This is a genomic window from Mesorhizobium sp. AR07, assembly GCF_024746815.1.
Classification (GTDB): Bacteria; Pseudomonadota; Alphaproteobacteria; order Rhizobiales; family Rhizobiaceae; genus Mesorhizobium.
Genome location: NZ_CP080525.1, coordinates 4,812,400 through 4,828,642 on the forward strand (window position 1 = coordinate 4,812,400; position 16,243 = coordinate 4,828,642).

The 16,243-nt window shown below is 64.1% G+C and carries 15 protein-coding genes; 4 read left to right on the forward strand and 11 right to left on the reverse strand.

Features of this window, described 5'->3' with window-relative positions; all coding sequences use genetic code 11:
- The first annotated feature begins 117 nt into the window (after positions 1–117).
- From BPNPMPFG_RS24275 to BPNPMPFG_RS24290, 4 genes are read left to right on the forward strand one after another with little or no spacing between them, the layout of a single operon-like run.
- The gene (locus BPNPMPFG_RS24275; RefSeq protein WP_258591165.1) at positions 118–1,620 is read left to right on the forward strand and encodes a sugar ABC transporter ATP-binding protein; all 1,503 of its coding nucleotides are present in this window, start codon (positions 118–120) and stop codon (positions 1,618–1,620) included.
- 3 nt (positions 1,621–1,623) lie between these two features.
- Positions 1,624–2,634, forward strand: coding sequence for an ABC transporter permease (locus BPNPMPFG_RS24280; RefSeq protein WP_258591166.1), 1,011 nt, complete (start codon positions 1,624–1,626; stop codon positions 2,632–2,634).
- A complete protein-coding gene (locus BPNPMPFG_RS24285; RefSeq protein WP_258591167.1) occupies positions 2,631–3,599 on the forward strand; it encodes an ABC transporter permease in 969 nt (322 codons plus the stop codon). Before BPNPMPFG_RS24280 ends, BPNPMPFG_RS24285 begins: the two co-directional genes overlap by 4 nt.
- Positions 3,600–3,601: 2 nt before the next feature.
- Positions 3,602–4,483: an SMP-30/gluconolactonase/LRE family protein gene (locus BPNPMPFG_RS24290; RefSeq protein ID WP_258591168.1), complete on the forward strand. Its 882-nt coding sequence runs from the start codon at positions 3,602–3,604 to the stop codon at positions 4,481–4,483.
- A gap of 11 nt (positions 4,484–4,494) precedes the next feature.
- Here the strand turns inward: BPNPMPFG_RS24290 and BPNPMPFG_RS24295 are convergent, their stop codons facing one another.
- From BPNPMPFG_RS24295 to BPNPMPFG_RS24345, 11 genes are all read right to left on the reverse strand, one after another.
- A complete protein-coding gene (locus tag BPNPMPFG_RS24295) occupies positions 4,495–5,187 on the reverse strand; it encodes an amino acid ABC transporter permease (protein WP_258591169.1) in 693 nt (230 codons plus the stop codon).
- Between the two features lie 104 nt (positions 5,188–5,291).
- Positions 5,292–5,957, reverse strand: a complete 666-nt coding sequence (locus BPNPMPFG_RS24300) for an amino acid ABC transporter permease (protein ID WP_258591170.1) — start codon at positions 5,955–5,957, stop codon at positions 5,292–5,294.
- Positions 5,958–6,025: 68 nt separating this feature from the next.
- The gene (locus BPNPMPFG_RS24305; protein ID WP_258591171.1) at positions 6,026–6,835 is read right to left on the reverse strand and encodes a transporter substrate-binding domain-containing protein; all 810 of its coding nucleotides are present in this window, start codon (positions 6,833–6,835) and stop codon (positions 6,026–6,028) included.
- A gap of 431 nt (positions 6,836–7,266) precedes the next feature.
- Positions 7,267–7,896 carry a phosphonate metabolism protein/1,5-bisphosphokinase (PRPP-forming) PhnN gene (gene phnN, locus BPNPMPFG_RS24310; RefSeq protein WP_258591172.1) on the reverse strand — a complete coding sequence of 210 codons (630 nt, stop codon included), beginning with the start codon at positions 7,894–7,896 and terminating at the stop codon, positions 7,267–7,269.
- Positions 7,893–9,047, reverse strand: a complete 1,155-nt coding sequence (locus tag BPNPMPFG_RS24315) for an alpha-D-ribose 1-methylphosphonate 5-triphosphate diphosphatase (RefSeq protein WP_258591173.1) — start codon at positions 9,045–9,047, stop codon at positions 7,893–7,895. The genes phnN and BPNPMPFG_RS24315 overlap by 4 nt, the downstream gene beginning before the upstream one ends.
- Positions 9,048–9,096: 49 nt before the next feature.
- Complete coding sequence (locus BPNPMPFG_RS24320; RefSeq protein ID WP_258591174.1) at positions 9,097–9,804, reverse strand: DUF1045 domain-containing protein; 708 nt, start codon at positions 9,802–9,804, stop codon at positions 9,097–9,099.
- Positions 9,805–10,145: 341 nt separating this feature from the next.
- Positions 10,146–10,958 (reverse strand): 5-deoxy-glucuronate isomerase, encoded by an 813-nt coding sequence (gene iolB, locus BPNPMPFG_RS24325; protein ID WP_258591175.1) that lies wholly within the window; start codon positions 10,956–10,958, stop codon positions 10,146–10,148.
- 5 nt (positions 10,959–10,963) lie between these two features.
- On the reverse strand, positions 10,964–11,182 hold the full coding sequence (locus BPNPMPFG_RS24330; RefSeq protein ID WP_258591176.1) for a DUF3329 domain-containing protein: 219 nt from the start codon (positions 11,180–11,182) through the stop codon (positions 10,964–10,966).
- Between the two features lie 75 nt (positions 11,183–11,257).
- Positions 11,258–12,175: a myo-inosose-2 dehydratase gene (iolE, locus tag BPNPMPFG_RS24335; protein ID WP_258591177.1), complete on the reverse strand. Its 918-nt coding sequence runs from the start codon at positions 12,173–12,175 to the stop codon at positions 11,258–11,260.
- A 149-nt stretch (positions 12,176–12,324) separates the two neighbouring features.
- Entirely contained in the window at positions 12,325–14,175 is a 1,851-nt protein-coding gene (iolD, locus tag BPNPMPFG_RS24340; RefSeq protein WP_258591178.1) for a 3D-(3,5/4)-trihydroxycyclohexane-1,2-dione acylhydrolase (decyclizing), read from the reverse strand.
- A gap of 34 nt (positions 14,176–14,209) precedes the next feature.
- The gene (locus BPNPMPFG_RS24345; protein ID WP_258591179.1) at positions 14,210–16,144 is read right to left on the reverse strand and encodes a bifunctional 5-dehydro-2-deoxygluconokinase/5-dehydro-2-deoxyphosphogluconate aldolase; all 1,935 of its coding nucleotides are present in this window, start codon (positions 16,142–16,144) and stop codon (positions 14,210–14,212) included.
- Positions 16,145–16,243 lie beyond the last annotated feature (99 nt).

The window sequence follows — 16,243 nt, forward strand, 5'->3', positions numbered from 1 at the left end:
TTCTCCCCGTCACTATACGGGGAGAAGGTGCCGGCAGGCGGATGAGGGGCGGCGCTGACCTTGCCAATCGGCCCGAAGCGACCGCCTACAATAGAAACGGCCTTCGAAAGTGCATTCATGGACCTCGTCACCGTCAAAGGCCTGTCCAAACGCTATGGCGGCATCGTCGCGCTGAGCGAGGCGACATTCAGTGCCCGCGCCGGCGAGGTGCACGCGCTGCTCGGCGAGAACGGTGCGGGAAAAAGCACCTTCATCCAGATCCTGTCGGGCGCGGTGCGGCATGATGGCGGCTCGATCCTGGTTGACGGCCGGGACTATCGCCCGGCCAATCCGGATGCGGCCCAGGCGCGCGGCATCGCCGCCGTCTTCCAGGAACTGTCGCTGATCCCCGACCTCAGCGTCGAGCAGAACATCTGGTTTCGCCACGAACCAAGGACACTTTTGCGCACCGTCCATCGCGCCGAGATGCGCCGCAAGACGTTGGCGCTGCTCGAAAAGTACAATTTTCCGAGCCTCCGCCCCGACCAGGAGTTGCGCCGGCTGACGCTGGCCGAACGGCAGATCGTCGAGATCGCCAAGGGCCTGGCCAAGGATCCGCGCATCCTGATCCTCGACGAGGCGACCTCGGCGCTGCCAGCGCGGGAGGCGGAATGGCTGCTCAACCTCACCCGGCAACTGGCCGCCGAGGGCAGGCTGGTCATCTTCATTTCGCATCGCATGGCCGAGGTGCGCGCCATCGCCGACCGGCTGACCATCTTTCGCAATGGAAGCACCATCGCGGTGCATGAGGCCAACGCCGTCTCCGACAACGAGATCGTCACCCAGATGATCGGCCGGCACCTCGACCGGCTCTATCCCGAGCGCATTGCCACCGCGACCGATCGCATCGCGCTGAGGGTCAAGGGGCTTTCGAGCGGCAGCCGGCTCTCCGGCGTCGACTTCGCGCTGCGTGAGGGCGAGGTGCTCGGCGTCGGCGGCTTGCAGGGCCACGGCCAGCGCGAACTGTTCCAGTCGCTGTTCGGCGCCGGCAAGGCCAGCGGCAGCATCGAACTCTGGGGCAAGCCGGTGTCGATCGGCAATCCGCGCCAGGCGCTGACCGGCAAGGACGGCATCGCGCTGGTGCCGGAGGACCGGCGCGGCCAGGGCCTGCTGCTGACCAAGAGCGTGCGCGAGAACCTGACTCTGTCGGTCATCAAGCGTTTCACCGAAAACGGTTTTCTGAGCCGGCAAAAGGAAGCGGCGCTGGTCAAGGAAATGGTCGATTTCCTGCACATCAAGGCCGGCACGTCGGAGCAGCTTGCCGGCACGCTGTCTGGGGGTAACCAGCAGAAAGTGATCTTCGGCAAGATGCTGTTGACGCAGGCGCGCGTGCTCTTGCTTTATGACCCGACGCGCGGCGTCGATGTCGGCACCAAGGGCGAGATTTTTCAGCTGATGCGCGATCTGGCAGCCAAGGGTTATGCCATCCTGTTCCATTCGAGCGACATGCCGGAGCTCGTCCATGTCGCCGACCGGGTGCTGGTGATGCGCAACGGCCGCATTGCCGCGACCCTCGAGGGCGACCGCATCTCGGAAGCCGGCATTTTGCGCGCCGCCATGCTTGAAAGCGAGGCGGCCTGAGGCATGGTAGTGTCCGTGGCGGAAAGATCGGTCGAGACGAAAATGCAGCAACCCGGCATCGACTGGCGTGGCCGTGCGCTCGACCGCGCGCCGTTCCTGGTCGCTTGCCTGATGCTGGCCTTGATCGTCGCCATCTATGGCAGCCTGCAATCCGGTGTCTTTTCGCTCGACGAGCTCAACCTCGACACAGCTGCGGCGATGACGCTGATGCTGGCGGCGACGGGCCAGACCATCGTGCTGGTGCGCGGCGGCATCGATCTGTCGATCGGCGGCATGATCAGCCTCGGCACGGTGATCGCGGCGACACGCTTCACCGACGATCCGTCCACCGTCGTACTTTGGGCGATCATCATTTTGGCCCTTGGCTTCCTGATCGGTGCGCTCAACGGCTTGCTGATCTCGCTGCTCAAGCTGCAACCCTTCCTCGTCACCCTTGCCTCCTGGTCGATCCTCAACGGCATCGCCATGATCATCCTGCCGACCGATGGCGGCAGCGTTCCGTCCTGGTGGGTCGGCTTGGGCTACGCGCAGCTGTTCGGGCTGACCAGCCCGGTGTGGATGCTGGTGGCACTGCTGCTGTTCTGGTGGTGGTTCCGTGCCACCCGCATCGGCATAACGATCCAGGCGACAGGCTCCAACGAAAAGTCGGCCTTCCTGTCCGGCGTTTCGATCACGCATGTCAATCTCGTCACCTATGGCCTGTCCGGCCTGTTCGCGGCGGGGGCGGCGCTGTTCCTGACGACGCAGACCGGCGCCGGCTCGCCGACCATCGGCAAGGACTATATCCTGCCTTCGGTGGCGGCGGCGGTCATCGGCGGCGTCAGCCTGTTCGGCGGCCGCGGCCATCTTGCCGGCACGCTGATCGGCGCCTTCGTGCTGACCCTGATCGGCAATCTGGTCTTCGTCCTGCATGTGTCGAGCTACTGGCAGCCGGTCGCCTCGGGCGTCATCCTGCTGCTCTCGGTGCTGGCCAGTTCCGTCGCCGAAAAAGCCGCAAGGGGTCGCGTCCAATGAGCGCCTTTCTCGCCCGCAACCGGCTCATCGTGCTCGCCTATGCCGGCATGGTCGTACTGCTCCTGGTCACGGCTTTGTTCTCGCCGGGCTTCCTGTCGGTCTCCAACATGCGCTCGACCGTCGTGCTGGCGGCCTTCGTCGGCATCGTCGCGCTCGGCCAGACCTTTGTCATCATCGGCGGCGGCATCGACCTGTCGGTGCCGTGGGTGCTCAATTCGGCAGCGATCGTCATGGCGCTGCTGTGCGGCGGCCAGGATCTGCCGCTGGTCTGGGTCATGCCGCTGCTGCTTGCCGGCGGCGCCTTCATCGGCCTGATCAACGGCGTCGGCGTTGCCCAGTTCGGCGTGCCGCCAATCATCATGACGCTGGCCACCAACGTCATCCTGCAAGGCTTGATCCTGGTGCTGACCGGCGGCTCGCCGACGCCCTCGGCGCCGGCTCTGATCCAGTTCCTGTCGGTCGGGCGCATCGGCGCCTTCCCGGTCATCGCGCTGATCTGGCTTGCGCTGACCTTGGTGGCGACGCTGCTGCTCTCCAAGGCGGCGTTCGGCCGCCATCTCTATGCGCTCGGCACCAGCGCCACGGTCGCCGAATTCTCCGGCGTGCCGACGGCGCGCACCACCATCGCGACCTATGTCATCTCCGGCCTCACCGCTGCCTTCGCCGGCATGCTTCTGACCGGCTATTCCGGGCAGGCCTATCTCGGCATGGGCGACGCCTATCTGTTCACCTCGATCGCGGCGGTGGCCATCGGCGGCGCCTCGATCCTTGGCGGCAGCGGCCACTATCTCGGCACAGTCGCCGGCGCCATGGTGCTGACCATCCTGACCGGCCTGCTCCCGGCACTGAACCTGTCGAGCGGCGCGCTGCTCATCGTCTATGGCGCGGTGATCCTGCTCACCGTATCGATCGGCAGCGAAACCTTCGCCGGCCTCGGCGGCAGACTGCGCGGAAAAGAGGGCTGACCATGGTCGAAATCATTTGCGTCGTCGATGCCGGCGCGGAGCTGGGTGAAGGCACGCTTTGGGACCCCAAGGCCGGCGTTCTCTGGTGGATCGACATCTGGAAGAAGCTGATCCATCGCTACGATCCCTCAACCGGCAAGGACGAGGTCTTCGAGACGCCGGAATATCTCGGTTGTCTCGGCCTGCGCGAAAAGGGCGGCCTGGTGCTGACCATGACCGACGGCTTCCATTTCTTCGACCCGGCGACCGGCACATTCGAGGCGATCGTCGATCCGGAAGCGCACATGCCGGAAACCCGCTTCAACGACGGCAAGCCGGATCGCCAGGGCCGTTTCTGGTCGGGCTCGATGTTCGAGGTGCCGGGCAAGCCGGTCGAGTTCATCGGCGCGCTCTACCGGCTCGATCCCGACCTTTCGGTGCACAGGATGATCGACGGCATCGGCTGCTCCAACGGCCTGGCCTGGAGCCCGGATTCGAAGACCATGTATTTCTCCGACAGCCATGCCGGCGCTGTCTGGGCCTATGATTTCGATGCCGCCACCGGCGACATCGAGAACCGCCGCACCTTCATCGACATGACGGTGACCGGCGGCGTCGCCGACGGAGCCACCGTCGACGCCGAGGGCTGCTACTGGGTGACCATCCCGGTGACGAGCAAAATCTGCCGCTACGACCCCCAGGGCAAGCTGATGCAGACCGTGCTGCTGCCGACCGACCTGCCGACCTGCTGCGAATTCGGCGGCAAGGACCTCGACATCCTTTATGTCACCTCGGCCGTGCTCAGGCGCCCGGCCAGCCATTTCGTTGGCCAGAAGAATCCCGGTGGGCTGTTCGCGCTCGACGTCGGCGTCGAGGGCCTGACCTTGCCGGCGTTCAAGGGTTAGCGGCCGTTGCGCTACGCAGCCGACATCACCAGCGGTTTCTCGACCTTGCGCATCATTCCGGTGGCGAAACGACGCTCGAGATAGCCGGCATAGAGCGACAGCGGCCAGCACAGAGCGAAGTAGATGACCGACACAGTGCCGAACACCATGACCGGCTGGAAGGTCACGGTGTTGACCTGTGTGGCGGCGCGGGCAAGCTCGGTCAGCCCGATCAGCGAGGCGATCGACGTCGTCTTGACGATCTGCACCATGAAGCCGACGGTCGGCGGCAGCATCAGCCGCACTGCCTGGGGGATGATCACCAGCCGCAGCGTCCTGACAAAACGGAAGCCGAGCGCTGTCGCCGCTTCCCACTGCCCCTTCGGGATCGCCTCGATGGCGCCGCGAAAGATCTCGCCGAAGAAGGCGCCGCCGTTGAGCGAAAAGGTCACCGCCGCCGCGACCCACGGGTCCGGCCGGTAGCCGAGGAAGGATGAACCGTAATAAGCCATGAACAGCTGGATCAGGATCGGCGTGCCCATGAAGAACTGGATGTAGCCGGCCGCCAGCCAGCGCAGCGGCCGCGCCGGCGCCACCCGGATCGCCGCCACCACCAGGCCGATCAGCCCGCCGCCGGCAAAGGCGACCAGCGCCAGCAGGATCGTCCAGCGCGTCGCCAGCAGCAGGAACATCAGCTCGTTGGGACCGAAATCACGCAGGCTCATGGTCTAGAGCCTGTTCCATCCCGATGGAATCGGGATGCGGCTCTATCTTCCTGTTTGAGCATGATCTTCTCCGGAAACCGGATTCCACTTTTCGGGATCATGCTCTAGACCTTCCAGCGGAACATGAGCTTGCCGATGCCGGCGAAGAGCAGGCTGGCGGCCTGCACCAGCACGAAATAGATGATGGCGATGACGATGTAGACCTCGAAGGAGCGGAACGTCTGCATGACCAGATTGTTGGCCACCGCCGTCAATTCCTCGGCGGCAATGGCGCCGACGATCGAGGTGCCCATGATCTGCAGAATGAACTGCGCCGACAGCGACGGGTAGACCGCGCGTGCCGCCGGCACCAGCATGACATGGCGGATGATGCGGTAGCGGCTGAGGCCGAGCGACTTGGCCGCCTCGATCTGACCTTCCGGAATGGACTCGATCCCCGCCCGCAAGATCTCCGTCGCATAGGCGCCGAGATGGATCGAGAGCGCAACGACGGCCGCAATGTTGCTGGACAGCTTGAAGCCGAACAGCGGCAGCGAGAAGAACACGAAATAGAGCTGGATCAAGAGCGGCGTGTTGCGGATCAGCTCGACATACCAGGCGATCGGCCACGACAGCCATCGTGGCCCGAAGCTGCGGCCGACAGCGCCGAGGATGCCGATGGCGGTGCCGAACAGGATCGACAGCGCCGCCAGCTGCATGGTTTTCACCAGGCCGCGCAGCAGCAGGTCGAGATGCACCAGGATCGGGCCGAATTGCAAGGCGGTTTGCATGGGCATCCCGTCACGAGGTCAGGCAAGCGGGGCCGATGCTATGGCGGCCCCGCCACGGAATGAAGCGATCAGAAAACCGGCAGTGCCGGCAGCGGCTGGTTTCGGTACTTCATCGACAGCGCATCCAGCGTGCCGTCGGTCTTCATGCTGAACAGCCAGGTGTTGATCCATTGGCGCAGATTGTCGTTGCCCTTGGCGACGCCGATGCCGAAATAGAAGGTCTTGAGCACATATTTCTGCTCGAAGGCGTCGCCGTTCTGCGCCTTCTTCAGATAGATCTCGCCATAGTCACCGCCGCCCATGGCGTCGATCTGGCCCGACACCATCGCCTGCAGCAGCGAGGAATAATCATCGAAGCGCAGGATATCGATGCCGGGATTGGCCGTGGCCGCCGCGGTCAGCAGGCCGTCCTCGCCGGTGCCGCGGGTCAGGCCGATCTTCTTGCCGACGAGATCGGCCACGCCCTTGATGGCGGTGCTCTTCGGCGCGATCACCACCGCCGACTGGCCGGCATAGGGGATCGAATAGTCGATCTGGATGGCGCGCGCCGGCGTGATCGAGAAGATCGAGATCACGGCGTCGACCTGCTTGGTCAGCAGCGCCGGGATTCGGCCGGGCGAGGTGACGGTGACGAATTCGACCGGTACGCCCAGCGCTTCGCCCATCTTGTTGGCGACCTCGATGTCGAAGCCGGTCGGCTTCAGATTGGCGTCGAGAAAACCGTAGGGCGGCGTCGTGGTGTCGACGGCGACGACAAGCTTGCCGCGCGAAATGATCTCGTCGACTGTCTGTGCCGAAGCGATCGACGGCTTGAGTGCCGAAAGCGCCAGCACGATGCCGGCCAGCAAGGCGCCGGCCCCTCTCAGGAAAGTCCGCATGTTTTCCTCCCATGCATTTTTGGGCGCCTGTGTCGGCATCGCTCGTGCGGGGCGCAAGCCGCTCGACGACGTAAAATTTCGCTCGCTGACGTCCCCTTGAAAGACCGGGGCGCAACGTTCCTCCACGACTTATAATGGTATGCTATTATAATACATAAAGCCTGTCTATGCGTGCTCCACACAGTTCCGGTTGACCAATTTGGTACCGGTACCATGTTCCCATCCTATTGTGGATGCCGTCAAGTCGCTACGCGATCGGATTGTCGCCTGCATGGCTCCAGCCGAATCCGGAAGCCACAGGAACCTAGAGCAGTTCACAGTTTCACGGAAACGGCGAACCGCTCTAACTCTTTGTTTTGACGCAATTCCCTAAGGGAAAGCGCTATGCGCTTTTCCCGGGAAAACCGTTTCACACTTTTCCTGGAATTGCTCTAGATCAAGCCCGATATGTCGGAAAAGGCCATCGCCTTGCGCAGCACCTCGGCGAAGCGTTCGCCGGCCACCTCGCGTGGGCCGCTGTTGTCGATCGAGGTGACGTCAGGGCCGGACAAAGTCACATTGGCGCTGCGCGCCAGCCGCGCCAGCACCTCGCCGCGCGATTCACGGCCGCGCATCGCCAGCCGCTCGGCCAGCACGTCCGGCGTGGCGTTGATCTCGACGACAGCCAGATTGGCGTAACGCTCACGCAACACCGGGATGATCGCGCGCGACACGTTGGCCACGGCAACACGGCCGTTGGCGACAGACCAGTCGACATCGACCGGGATGCCATAACGCAAGCCATGCGCCTCCCAGGAGATGGCGAAAGCGCCGTCGGCTTCGGCTTCGACGAAGGCGGCGTCGGCCAGCGTGTCGTGATCCTCGCTCGCGGCATCGCTTGGCCTGGTGATGACACGGCGGACGAACTCCAGCCTTGTCTCGTCGGCGAAGCGGGCGCGGGCGTAGCCGATCACCGTGTCCTTGCCGGCGCCGCTTGGCCCGACGACGGCGATGAACACGCCGTCGCGGATCGGAAACGTCTCGGCCGACAACTCACGCTCGATCAAGGCCGACACCATCATGCCACGCGGCGTCCCTGCCGCCAGACCGTGCGCACCACCGGAACATGGTCGTCGACGCGCACGCGAACCAGATCGGCGCGCCGGCCCTGCTCGATGATGCCGCGATCGGTCAGGCCAACCGCTTCGGCCGGGTTCTTCGAAACCATGGCCACCGCCTGCGGTAGCGATATGCCTTCGACGACATCGCCGAGGAAGAAGGCCGACTGGATCAGGCTGAACGGAATATAGTCGGACGACAAGATATCGAGCAGGCCGTCGCTGGCCAGCATGCGGGCCGAGACATTGCCCGAATGCGAGGCGCCGCGCATGACGTTGGGCGCGCCCATCAAGACGCCGAGCCCGGCCTGTTTCGAGGCCCTGGCGGCTTCTTCCGTGGTCGGGAACTCGGCGACGCGCACGCCCTGTTCAATCGCCTCGCCGACATGGCCAAGGGTGGCGTCGTCATGGCTGGCCAGCACGATGCCGCGCTCATGGCAGGCGGCGGCGATCACCGCGCGGTTCGGTGCCGAATTGCGCGCCGATTCCCCCATCCGCTTTTCGCAGAACAGCTTGAAGTCGCGGTCGGTCAATTTCAGCTTGCGCTGGTAGTAATAGGCATAGGTCTCGAGATTGACGAACTGGCGCTGGCCGGGCGCGTGGTCCATCAGCGATGCCAGCTTGACCCGTTCGTCGCCGTCGAAATTGGCGAAGGCCTTGAGGCAGTCCGGCGCCGAAACCTCGCAGCGCAGATGAATGAAATGATCGGCCCGCAGACGATCCTGCTGGACACTGTCCTCGATCGCGTCGGCCAGCTTGCGGATGTCGGCGGATGTCAGGTCGGCGTCCTCGTCCATGCCGACGCGCAAGGCATCGAGCACGGTGGTGATGCCGGCCGTCGCCACCTGCGCGTCATGGGCGAGCACGGCGGCGATCGGATTCCAGCGCACCTTTGGCCGCGGCGCGTAGTGGCCCTCGAGATGATCGGTGTGCAGTTCGACCAGTCCGGGAATAATGTAGTCGCCGCCCATATCCTCGCCGGCCATGGTCCCGCCGGTTTGGCCAGTGCCGGCATCGATGCCGGCGATAAAGCCGTCGCGCAGCACCAGCGAACCCTCGACGATCTCGTCGGCAAGCACGATGCGCGCGTTATGAAGAACAGTTTCGGCGGTCATTTCAGGCAGTCCTTGGTTGTTCCTGCTGGGGTTATTCAGGCAGGGTTATTCAGGCAGTTTTTCTGGCGGCGCGGCGCCCGAGCGCGTGATGGGAGAGCACCATGAACGGTGCGCCCGGTTCGGGTTCGACAAACAGCGTCAGCGCGTCAACCAGCACCGGCAGTTGCAGCACTTCCGTAAACAGGCTGTCGATTGCTAGGCGAAGACGAGGGCTTTCCTGTGACGCCGTCCGGCCGGACAGCGTCATGTGGAAGCGAAAGGTCTCGAAGACATAGGGGTAGCCCCACTGGCAGAGATTGCGGAACTCGGCCGGCTTCAGCGAATCCGGGCTGCGCCGCTCGATCTCCGCCTCGGTCAACGGCGCGCGAAACCGGTCGAAACCCAGCACCACATCGTCGGCGAAGCGGTTGAGCTGAGGCAGCGGTCCTTCCGGCACCAGCGCGAAGAAGCCGTCGATCTGGCTGACGACAAGACGCGGGATCGTCACCACCGGCGTCGCCTCGGCAAAATGGTCAAGTGCCGCGCGCAGCGAGGCTTCTGTCTCGTTCGCAGCCAGCCGGAAGGGTGCTTTCAGCGTCGCATGAAAACCGTAGCGCCGCGCCGAAGCGGTGTGGAAGGCGACTTCCGCCGCTGAAAGACCGGCTACCGCCTCAACCGGCCTTGTCGCGGCACCAAACGGGTCGCGGCCCAGCCAATTGGCGGCGATCCGAGCCAGAGACTCGTCCTGCCGGGGGGTGAAATAGATAGCGTAGCGCATAGAAAGTCCTCGTTAAAGCGCGCCGCGTTCGAAGAGATGGTGCGACGCGCTTTAAGTCTTTGTTTTTAGCATGTCGTCATCCCAAAACCGCTGGGCACTTTTGGGCAACATGCATTGGTCCCGCTGCCATAGGTGATTTCCATGACGGATTGACGAAGCTTTGAAGGGTTTTCGAAGGCAAATCGACCCAGACAGTCCTTAGCCGACGATTTTTCCAAGCTGGACCAATAGCTCCACCCGAAACGTGCGACCTGGATCCATCGGACGGATGAATCCAGGTTATTTTGTTTGGCCGCATTTGTGTGACGCCAAGCGAACCCACTTGGCTGCAAAATGCTCCGTCAGGCCTTCATCAACCATTCGTGCTCGGGCGCGTTGTGGAATTTCCACGTCCGCTTCGGCCCGGCCATCACATTGAGATAGTAAAGGTCATAGCCGTGGCAGGCAGCGCAGGGATGATAACCCTTGGGCACCAGCACGACATCGCCGTCCTCGATCGCCATGGCTTCGTCGAGCGCCCGATGGCCATTCTTGTCGGCGTCGGTGTAGACGCGCTGGAAGGCAAAGCCCTGCGGCGGGTTGAGGCGATGATAATAGGTTTCCTCGAGATAGGATTCATCAGGCAGATTGTCCTGGTCATGCTTGTGCGGCGGGTAGCTCGACGTGTGGCCGCCGGGCGTGATGACCTCGACCACCAGCAATGAATCGGCCGGCTGGCCCTCCGGCAATATGTTGGTGATGTAGCGCGTGTTGGTGCCCTTGCCGCGCACCTCCTGGCCGAGATCGTCCGGTCCGATCACCCGAACCGGCAGGCCGCCGCCAAGGCCCGGCGCCGAGCAGACGGCGAGTTCGAGGTCTGTGTCTGATGTAACCGACCAGTCCGATCCCTCGGGTATGTAGACCGACCACGGTTTACCCTCGAAAGGCGACATGCGCTCGCCGAGCAGGCCGAGCTCCTTTCCGCCGGCGGAGGCCGTGCCCTTGCCGGTAACGAACACCAGGCAGACTTCACGATCGCCCGTCTTCCCGGAGGCGCTTTCGCCGGGCTTAAGTCGATACAGATCGAAACCGACATAGGTCCAGCCGGCGATTTGTGGCGTCACATGGGCGACGCGGCCTTGGCCCTTTTGCGCCTTCACCAGCAGCTTCGACATCCGGGTCACTCCTTCGGTTCGGGCTCGGTCGTTGCCTTGCTCGCGTCGGCCGGCTTGTAGAGATAGAAAAACTGCCACACGCCATAGCCGGCGAAGCCGAGCGCGATCACGCCCCAGAACGGCGTGCCGGTGGCGAATTCGATGATCGACCAGATGACGCAGACCGCGACGACCGCGACGCGCCGCCACAAAGGCCGGAAGAATGGGTGCTCGGAATCTTTCATCCGGGCAACCTACAGCAACCCGGCTTCGCCGAGAACCAGCACATCAGGCATTCGGGAAGCCCTGGGCATTTGGCCCTAGGCATTTGGAAAACCTTGTGTCTCGACCGTGTAGCCGGCGGCCGTCATCACCCGCATCAATTCCTTGTGGCCGACCTCGGCCATCTTGAGCGGCGGGTTCTTCTTCGGATCCTGCTCAGCCTCGACCACGAACCAACCCTCGTAGCCATGGTCGGCGAAGCGTTGCACGATGGCGCCGAAATTCAGCGAGCCGTCCCCCGGCACCGTGAAGGCGCCCAGCGCCACCGCGTCGAGGAAGGATTGCTTCGTACGGTCGAGCTTGTCGATCACGCCCATGCGCACGTCCTTCACATGCACATGGCTGATGCGCTTGTGATGGTTGTCGATGGCGCGCAAAACGTCGCCGCCGGCAAAGGCGAGGTGCCCCGCATCGAGCAGCAGCGGAATGCCGGCTCCGGAATAATTCATGAAGGCGTCGAGTTCCGGCTCCGTCTCGACCACCGCCGCCATGTGGTGGTGATAGGAAAGCGGCATGCCTTGCTCCGCGCACCATTCGCCGAATTCGGTGAGGCGCTTGGCATACGCCTTCATCTCGTCGTCCGAAAGCTTCGGCTTGGTGGCGAGCGGCTTCGAGCGGTCGCCCTGGATCGAGCGGCCGACCTCGCCATAGACGATGCAAGGCGCCTTCACCGCCTTGAACAGATCGATCATCGGCTGGATACGGTCCTTATTCCTGGCCATCTCCTCATCGACCAGCGTGCCGGAGAACCAGCCGCCGCACAGCGTCACATCGGCCTTTTTAAGGATCGGCAGCATGACATCGGGATCATTGGGAAAACGCCGGCCCATTTCCATGCCGGTGAAGCCGGCCGACCGCGACTGGCGCAAACACTCCTCCAGCGACACGTCATCGCTGAGTTCAGCAAGATCGTCATTCCACCACGCAATGGGGGACATGCCCAGTTTGGCTTTCAAGTCGTCACTCCGGTTTCAGTTCGGGTCCACCCTCCCCCTTGTGGGGAGGGTCGCTGCGAAGCAGCGGGGTGGGGGCGGCGCCGGCCCCCACCCGGACCTGCGGTCCGACCTCCCCACAAGGGGGAGGTGGGGGCTTGCCAGCGCCGACATCAATCTCCAATCGTCTGCATCTGCCGCTTCTCGTCATAGGCCTTGCGCGCCGCGTTCACCTGGGCTCGCGCCGAGACTTCCGGCACCGCCACATCCCACCACGTGCCGCCGGCATCGGTGGAAACCAGCGGATCGGTGTCGATGACGAGAACGGTGGTGCGGTCGTTCTTCTTTGCCTTTTGCAGGGCGTTTTCCAGCCCGGCGATCGACGGCACTTTTTCGGCAATCGCCCCCATGCTCGCCGCATGCGCGGCGAAGTCGATGTCGGGCAGGACCTCGTGGCGCGAGTCCTTCAGGAGATTGTTGAAGTTGGCGCCGCCGGTTGCCATCTGCAGCCGGTTGATGCAGCCATAACCCCTGTTGTCGAGCAGCACGATGGTCAGCTTGAGGCCGAGCATCACCGAGGTGGCGATCTCGGAATTCAGCATCAGGTAGGAGCCGTCGCCGATCATGACGACGACCTCCTCGTCGGGCTTCGCCATCTTGGCGCCGAGCCCGCCGGCAATCTCGTAACCCATGGTCGAGAAGCCGTATTCGGCGTGATACGAGCCTGGCGCGCCCGCTTGCCACAGCTTGTGCAATTCGCCGGGCAGGCCGCCGGCGGCATGCAACAGCGTCACGCCGGAGCCCATGGCGCGCTGCACGGCGCCGATCACCTGCGCATCGGACGGATAGGCGGCATTGGTCGATGCCGTCACCTTGGCCGCATCGGCCTGCCAGGCCTTCTTGCCGGTGGCTGCATTGTCGGTCCAGGCGGAAGGCGCCTTCCAGCCCTTCAGCGCCGCTCCGAGTTCGGCGAGCCCTTCGGCCGCGTCAGTGACCAGCGGCAGCGCCCGATGCTTGCCGGCGTCGAAAGGCTGCACATTCAAGCCGATGATGGTCTTGCCGGAATTCTTGAACAGCGCCCACGAACCGGTGGTGAAATCCTGCAGCCGCGTGCCGATGGCCAGCACGACATCAGCCTCTTCAGCTAGCCGGTTGGCGGCCGAGGTGCCGGTGACGCCGACCGCCGCCATATTGAGCGGATGATTGTCGGGCAGCGAGGATTTGCCGCCTTGCGTCTCGCAGACCGGAATGCCGGCGCCCCCGGCGAATTTCGCCAGCTCGTCCGAAGCCTGGGAATAGAGCACGCCGCCGCCGGCGATCACCAGCGGCTTCTTCGCACCCTTGAGCGCTGCCACCGCGGCGGCAAGCTCGTGGCGGTCCGGACGCGGCCGGCGCTGGTGCCAGACCCGCTCGGCAAAGAAGCTCTCGGGATAGTCATAGGCCTCGGCCTGCACATCCTGGCAGAGCGACAGCGTCACCGGGCCGCAATCGGCCGGATCCGTCAGCACCTGCATGGCGCGGTTCAGCGCCGGGATGATCTGCTCCGGCCGCGTGATGCGGTCGAAATAGCGCGACACGGGCTTAAAGCAGTCATTGACCGTCGCCGTGCCGTCGGAGAAATCCTCGGCCTGCTGCAGCACCGGATCGGGAATGCGGTTGGCAAAGACGTCGCCGGGGAGAAACAGCACCGGCAGCCGGTTGACGTGGGCGAGTGCCGCCGCCGTCACCATGTTGAGCGCGCCGGGGCCGATCGAAGAGGTCGCGGCCATGAAACGGCGGCGGAAATTGGCCTTGGCATAGGCGATCGCCGCATGCGCCATCGCCTGCTCATTGTGGGCGCGGAAGGTCGGCAATTCGTCGCGCACCTGGTAGAGCGCTTCGCCGATGCCGGCGACATTGCCATGGCCGAAGATCGCCCAGACGCCACCGAAGATCGGCATGGTCTTGCCGTCGATCTCGGTCATCTGCTTGCTGAGAAAGCGGGCCAGCGCCTGCGCCATCGTCAGGCGGATTGTCTTGCTCATGGTGTTTTCCTCCGCAGTCCTATGCCGCGCCTTCTTATGCTGCTTTGCGGCCGCGCGCGGCAAGCCACGCTTCGGTCAGCTGTTCGAAGCGCGACGCCATGTCGGCGACAGCCTCGTCGTCAGACATCTTGCCGGCCAGCCATTGTTCGGCCGCGTGGACGAAGATGGTGCGGCCGACGGCAAACCCCTTGACGATGGGCGCCTTGGCGGTCGCGGCGAAGGCCGCTTCCAGCTCGTCCTGCGGCGCTTCGAGACCAAGCAGCACGACGCCGCGGCACCACGGATCGTGCTTCAGGATCACCGCTTCGATCTTGGCCCAGGCGCCGGCCGAAGCCTGCGGCTCGAGCTTCCACCAGTCCGGCTTGATGCCGAGCGCATAGAGTTCCTCCAGCGCGCGCGGGATCGTCGTGTCGTCGAGCTTGCCATGCTTGCCGGCGATGATCTCGACGAGAAGTTCCCTGCCGACTTTCCGCGCGGCCTCGAACAGCGCGCGCAGCTTCTGCTGCTGCTCTTCCTTGAGTGCCGCCGGATCGTCTGGATGATAGAAGCACAGGCACTTGATGCAGTGGTCGACCGGCCATTCCACGAGCTGAGAGCCGATGTCCTGCGAGAACTCGAAACGCAGCGGCCGCGAGCCCGGCAGCTCGACCGGGCGTCCGAGCCAGGCGAAGGGGTGGCGGGCGAATTCGAACATCGCCTCGCGGCCGTGTTTCTCGTCTATCAGCATGCCGTAGCCGTCGCGGCCGGCGGCAACCTTGGCCGCTGCCTTGACCGCCAGCACCTTGAAATCGCGGATGCGCGCCGGATCGGCACCAGCCTTCGCCGCGACATCCTCGAGCTGGACGCGGTGGTCGCAGGCAAGCGCCATCAGCGAGGGAATGTCGCGCCGACGGGTGGTCGCCCAATGGATGTGGTTGATCGCCTCGTCCTTGCGCAGCGCCCGATGCTTGCTGCCGTTCTTGAGGAAGAACTGCAACTCCTCGAAGGTCGGGTATTCCGGCGCGCAGAGCAGCCGCGACACGGCGAAGGCACCGCAGGCATTGGCCCAGGTCGCCGCCGTCGCGTGGTCTTCGCCACCCAGCCAGCCGCGCAGGAAGCCGGACATGAAGGCGTCGCCGGCGCCGAGCACATTGTAGATCTCGATCGGAAAACCCTTGCCGACGACACCGTCCTCGAGATCGTCGCTGATCGGCCCATCATAGACGATGCAGCCCATGGCGCCGCGCTTCAGAACGATGGTCGCCGAAGACAGCGAGCGGATCGTCTTCAAGGCGCTCAGGCAGTCGTCGGCGCCCGACGCGATCATGATTTCTTCCTCGGTGCCGACGATCAGATCGCAATCGGGCAGCACCGTCTTCAGCTGGGCTGAGACCCGGTCCGATTTGACATAGCGCTCGAACCCTTCGGCATGGCCGGCGAGGCCCCAGAGGTTCGGCCGATAGTCGATGTCGAACACCACCTTGCCGCCCTTGGCCTTGATGATGCGGATCGCCTTGCGCTGGGCGGCATCGCTGTTGGGGCGGGAAAAATGCGTGCCGGTGACGACGATGGAACGCGCCGAGGCGATGAAGGCCTCGTCGACGTCTTCCGGCGCCAGCGCCATGTCGGCGCAGTCTGAGCGGTAGAAGATCATCGGCGAGACGCCTTCGTCCTCGACCGACAGCAGCACCAGCGCGGTCAGCCGCTCCTTGTCGGTTTTCAGCCCGTCGACATTGACGCCTTCGCGCGTCAGCTGCTCGCGGATGAAGCGGCCCATATGCTCGTCGCCGACGCGGGTGAGCAGCGCCGAGCGCAGGCCGAGCCTGGCCGTACCGACCGAGATGTTGGCCGGGCAGCCGCCGACCGACTTGGCGAACGAGGTGATGTCCTCCAGCCGCGAGCCGATCTGCTGGCCATAAAGGTCGACGGAAGCGCGACCGATGGTGATGACGTCGAGCGGCGCCTGTTTCGCGTCCACGGCTTCGCTCATTGGAACCTCCCGTCGGCCTTGTTGTCTTGGGGTACACGCGCGAGCGGCAGCGTGGCGCCGGGAATATGAAATAATAATTCCAATCCATAGTCAATATGG

Excerpts from the sequence above, each read along its gene's own strand:
- BPNPMPFG_RS24290 (WP_258591168.1), top strand. The coding sequence starts at position 3,602 with ATGGTCGAAATCATTTGCGTCGTCGATGCCGGCGCGGAGCTGGGTGAA.
- iolD (WP_258591178.1), bottom strand. The coding sequence starts at position 14,175 with ATGAGCAAGACAATCCGCCTGACGATGGCGCAGGCGCTGGCCCGCTTT.
- BPNPMPFG_RS24300 (WP_258591170.1), bottom strand. The coding sequence starts at position 5,957 with ATGCAAACCGCCTTGCAATTCGGCCCGATCCTGGTGCATCTCGACCTG.
- BPNPMPFG_RS24320 (WP_258591174.1), bottom strand. The coding sequence starts at position 9,804 with ATGCGCTACGCTATCTATTTCACCCCCCGGCAGGACGAGTCTCTGGCT.
- BPNPMPFG_RS24280 (WP_258591166.1), top strand. The coding sequence starts at position 1,624 with ATGGTAGTGTCCGTGGCGGAAAGATCGGTCGAGACGAAAATGCAGCAA.
- BPNPMPFG_RS24275 (WP_258591165.1), top strand. The coding sequence starts at position 118 with ATGGACCTCGTCACCGTCAAAGGCCTGTCCAAACGCTATGGCGGCATC.
- phnN (WP_258591172.1), bottom strand. The coding sequence starts at position 7,896 with ATGATGGTGTCGGCCTTGATCGAGCGTGAGTTGTCGGCCGAGACGTTT.
- BPNPMPFG_RS24345 (WP_258591179.1), bottom strand. The coding sequence starts at position 16,144 with ATGAGCGAAGCCGTGGACGCGAAACAGGCGCCGCTCGACGTCATCACC.
- BPNPMPFG_RS24285 (WP_258591167.1), top strand. The coding sequence starts at position 2,631 with ATGAGCGCCTTTCTCGCCCGCAACCGGCTCATCGTGCTCGCCTATGCC.
- BPNPMPFG_RS24330 (WP_258591176.1), bottom strand. The coding sequence starts at position 11,182 with ATGAAAGATTCCGAGCACCCATTCTTCCGGCCTTTGTGGCGGCGCGTC.
- BPNPMPFG_RS24305 (WP_258591171.1), bottom strand. The coding sequence starts at position 6,835 with ATGCGGACTTTCCTGAGAGGGGCCGGCGCCTTGCTGGCCGGCATCGTG.
- BPNPMPFG_RS24315 (WP_258591173.1), bottom strand. The coding sequence starts at position 9,047 with ATGACCGCCGAAACTGTTCTTCATAACGCGCGCATCGTGCTTGCCGAC.
- BPNPMPFG_RS24295 (WP_258591169.1), bottom strand. The coding sequence starts at position 5,187 with ATGAGCCTGCGTGATTTCGGTCCCAACGAGCTGATGTTCCTGCTGCTG.
- iolB (WP_258591175.1), bottom strand. The coding sequence starts at position 10,958 with ATGTCGAAGCTGCTGGTGAAGGCGCAAAAGGGCCAAGGCCGCGTCGCC.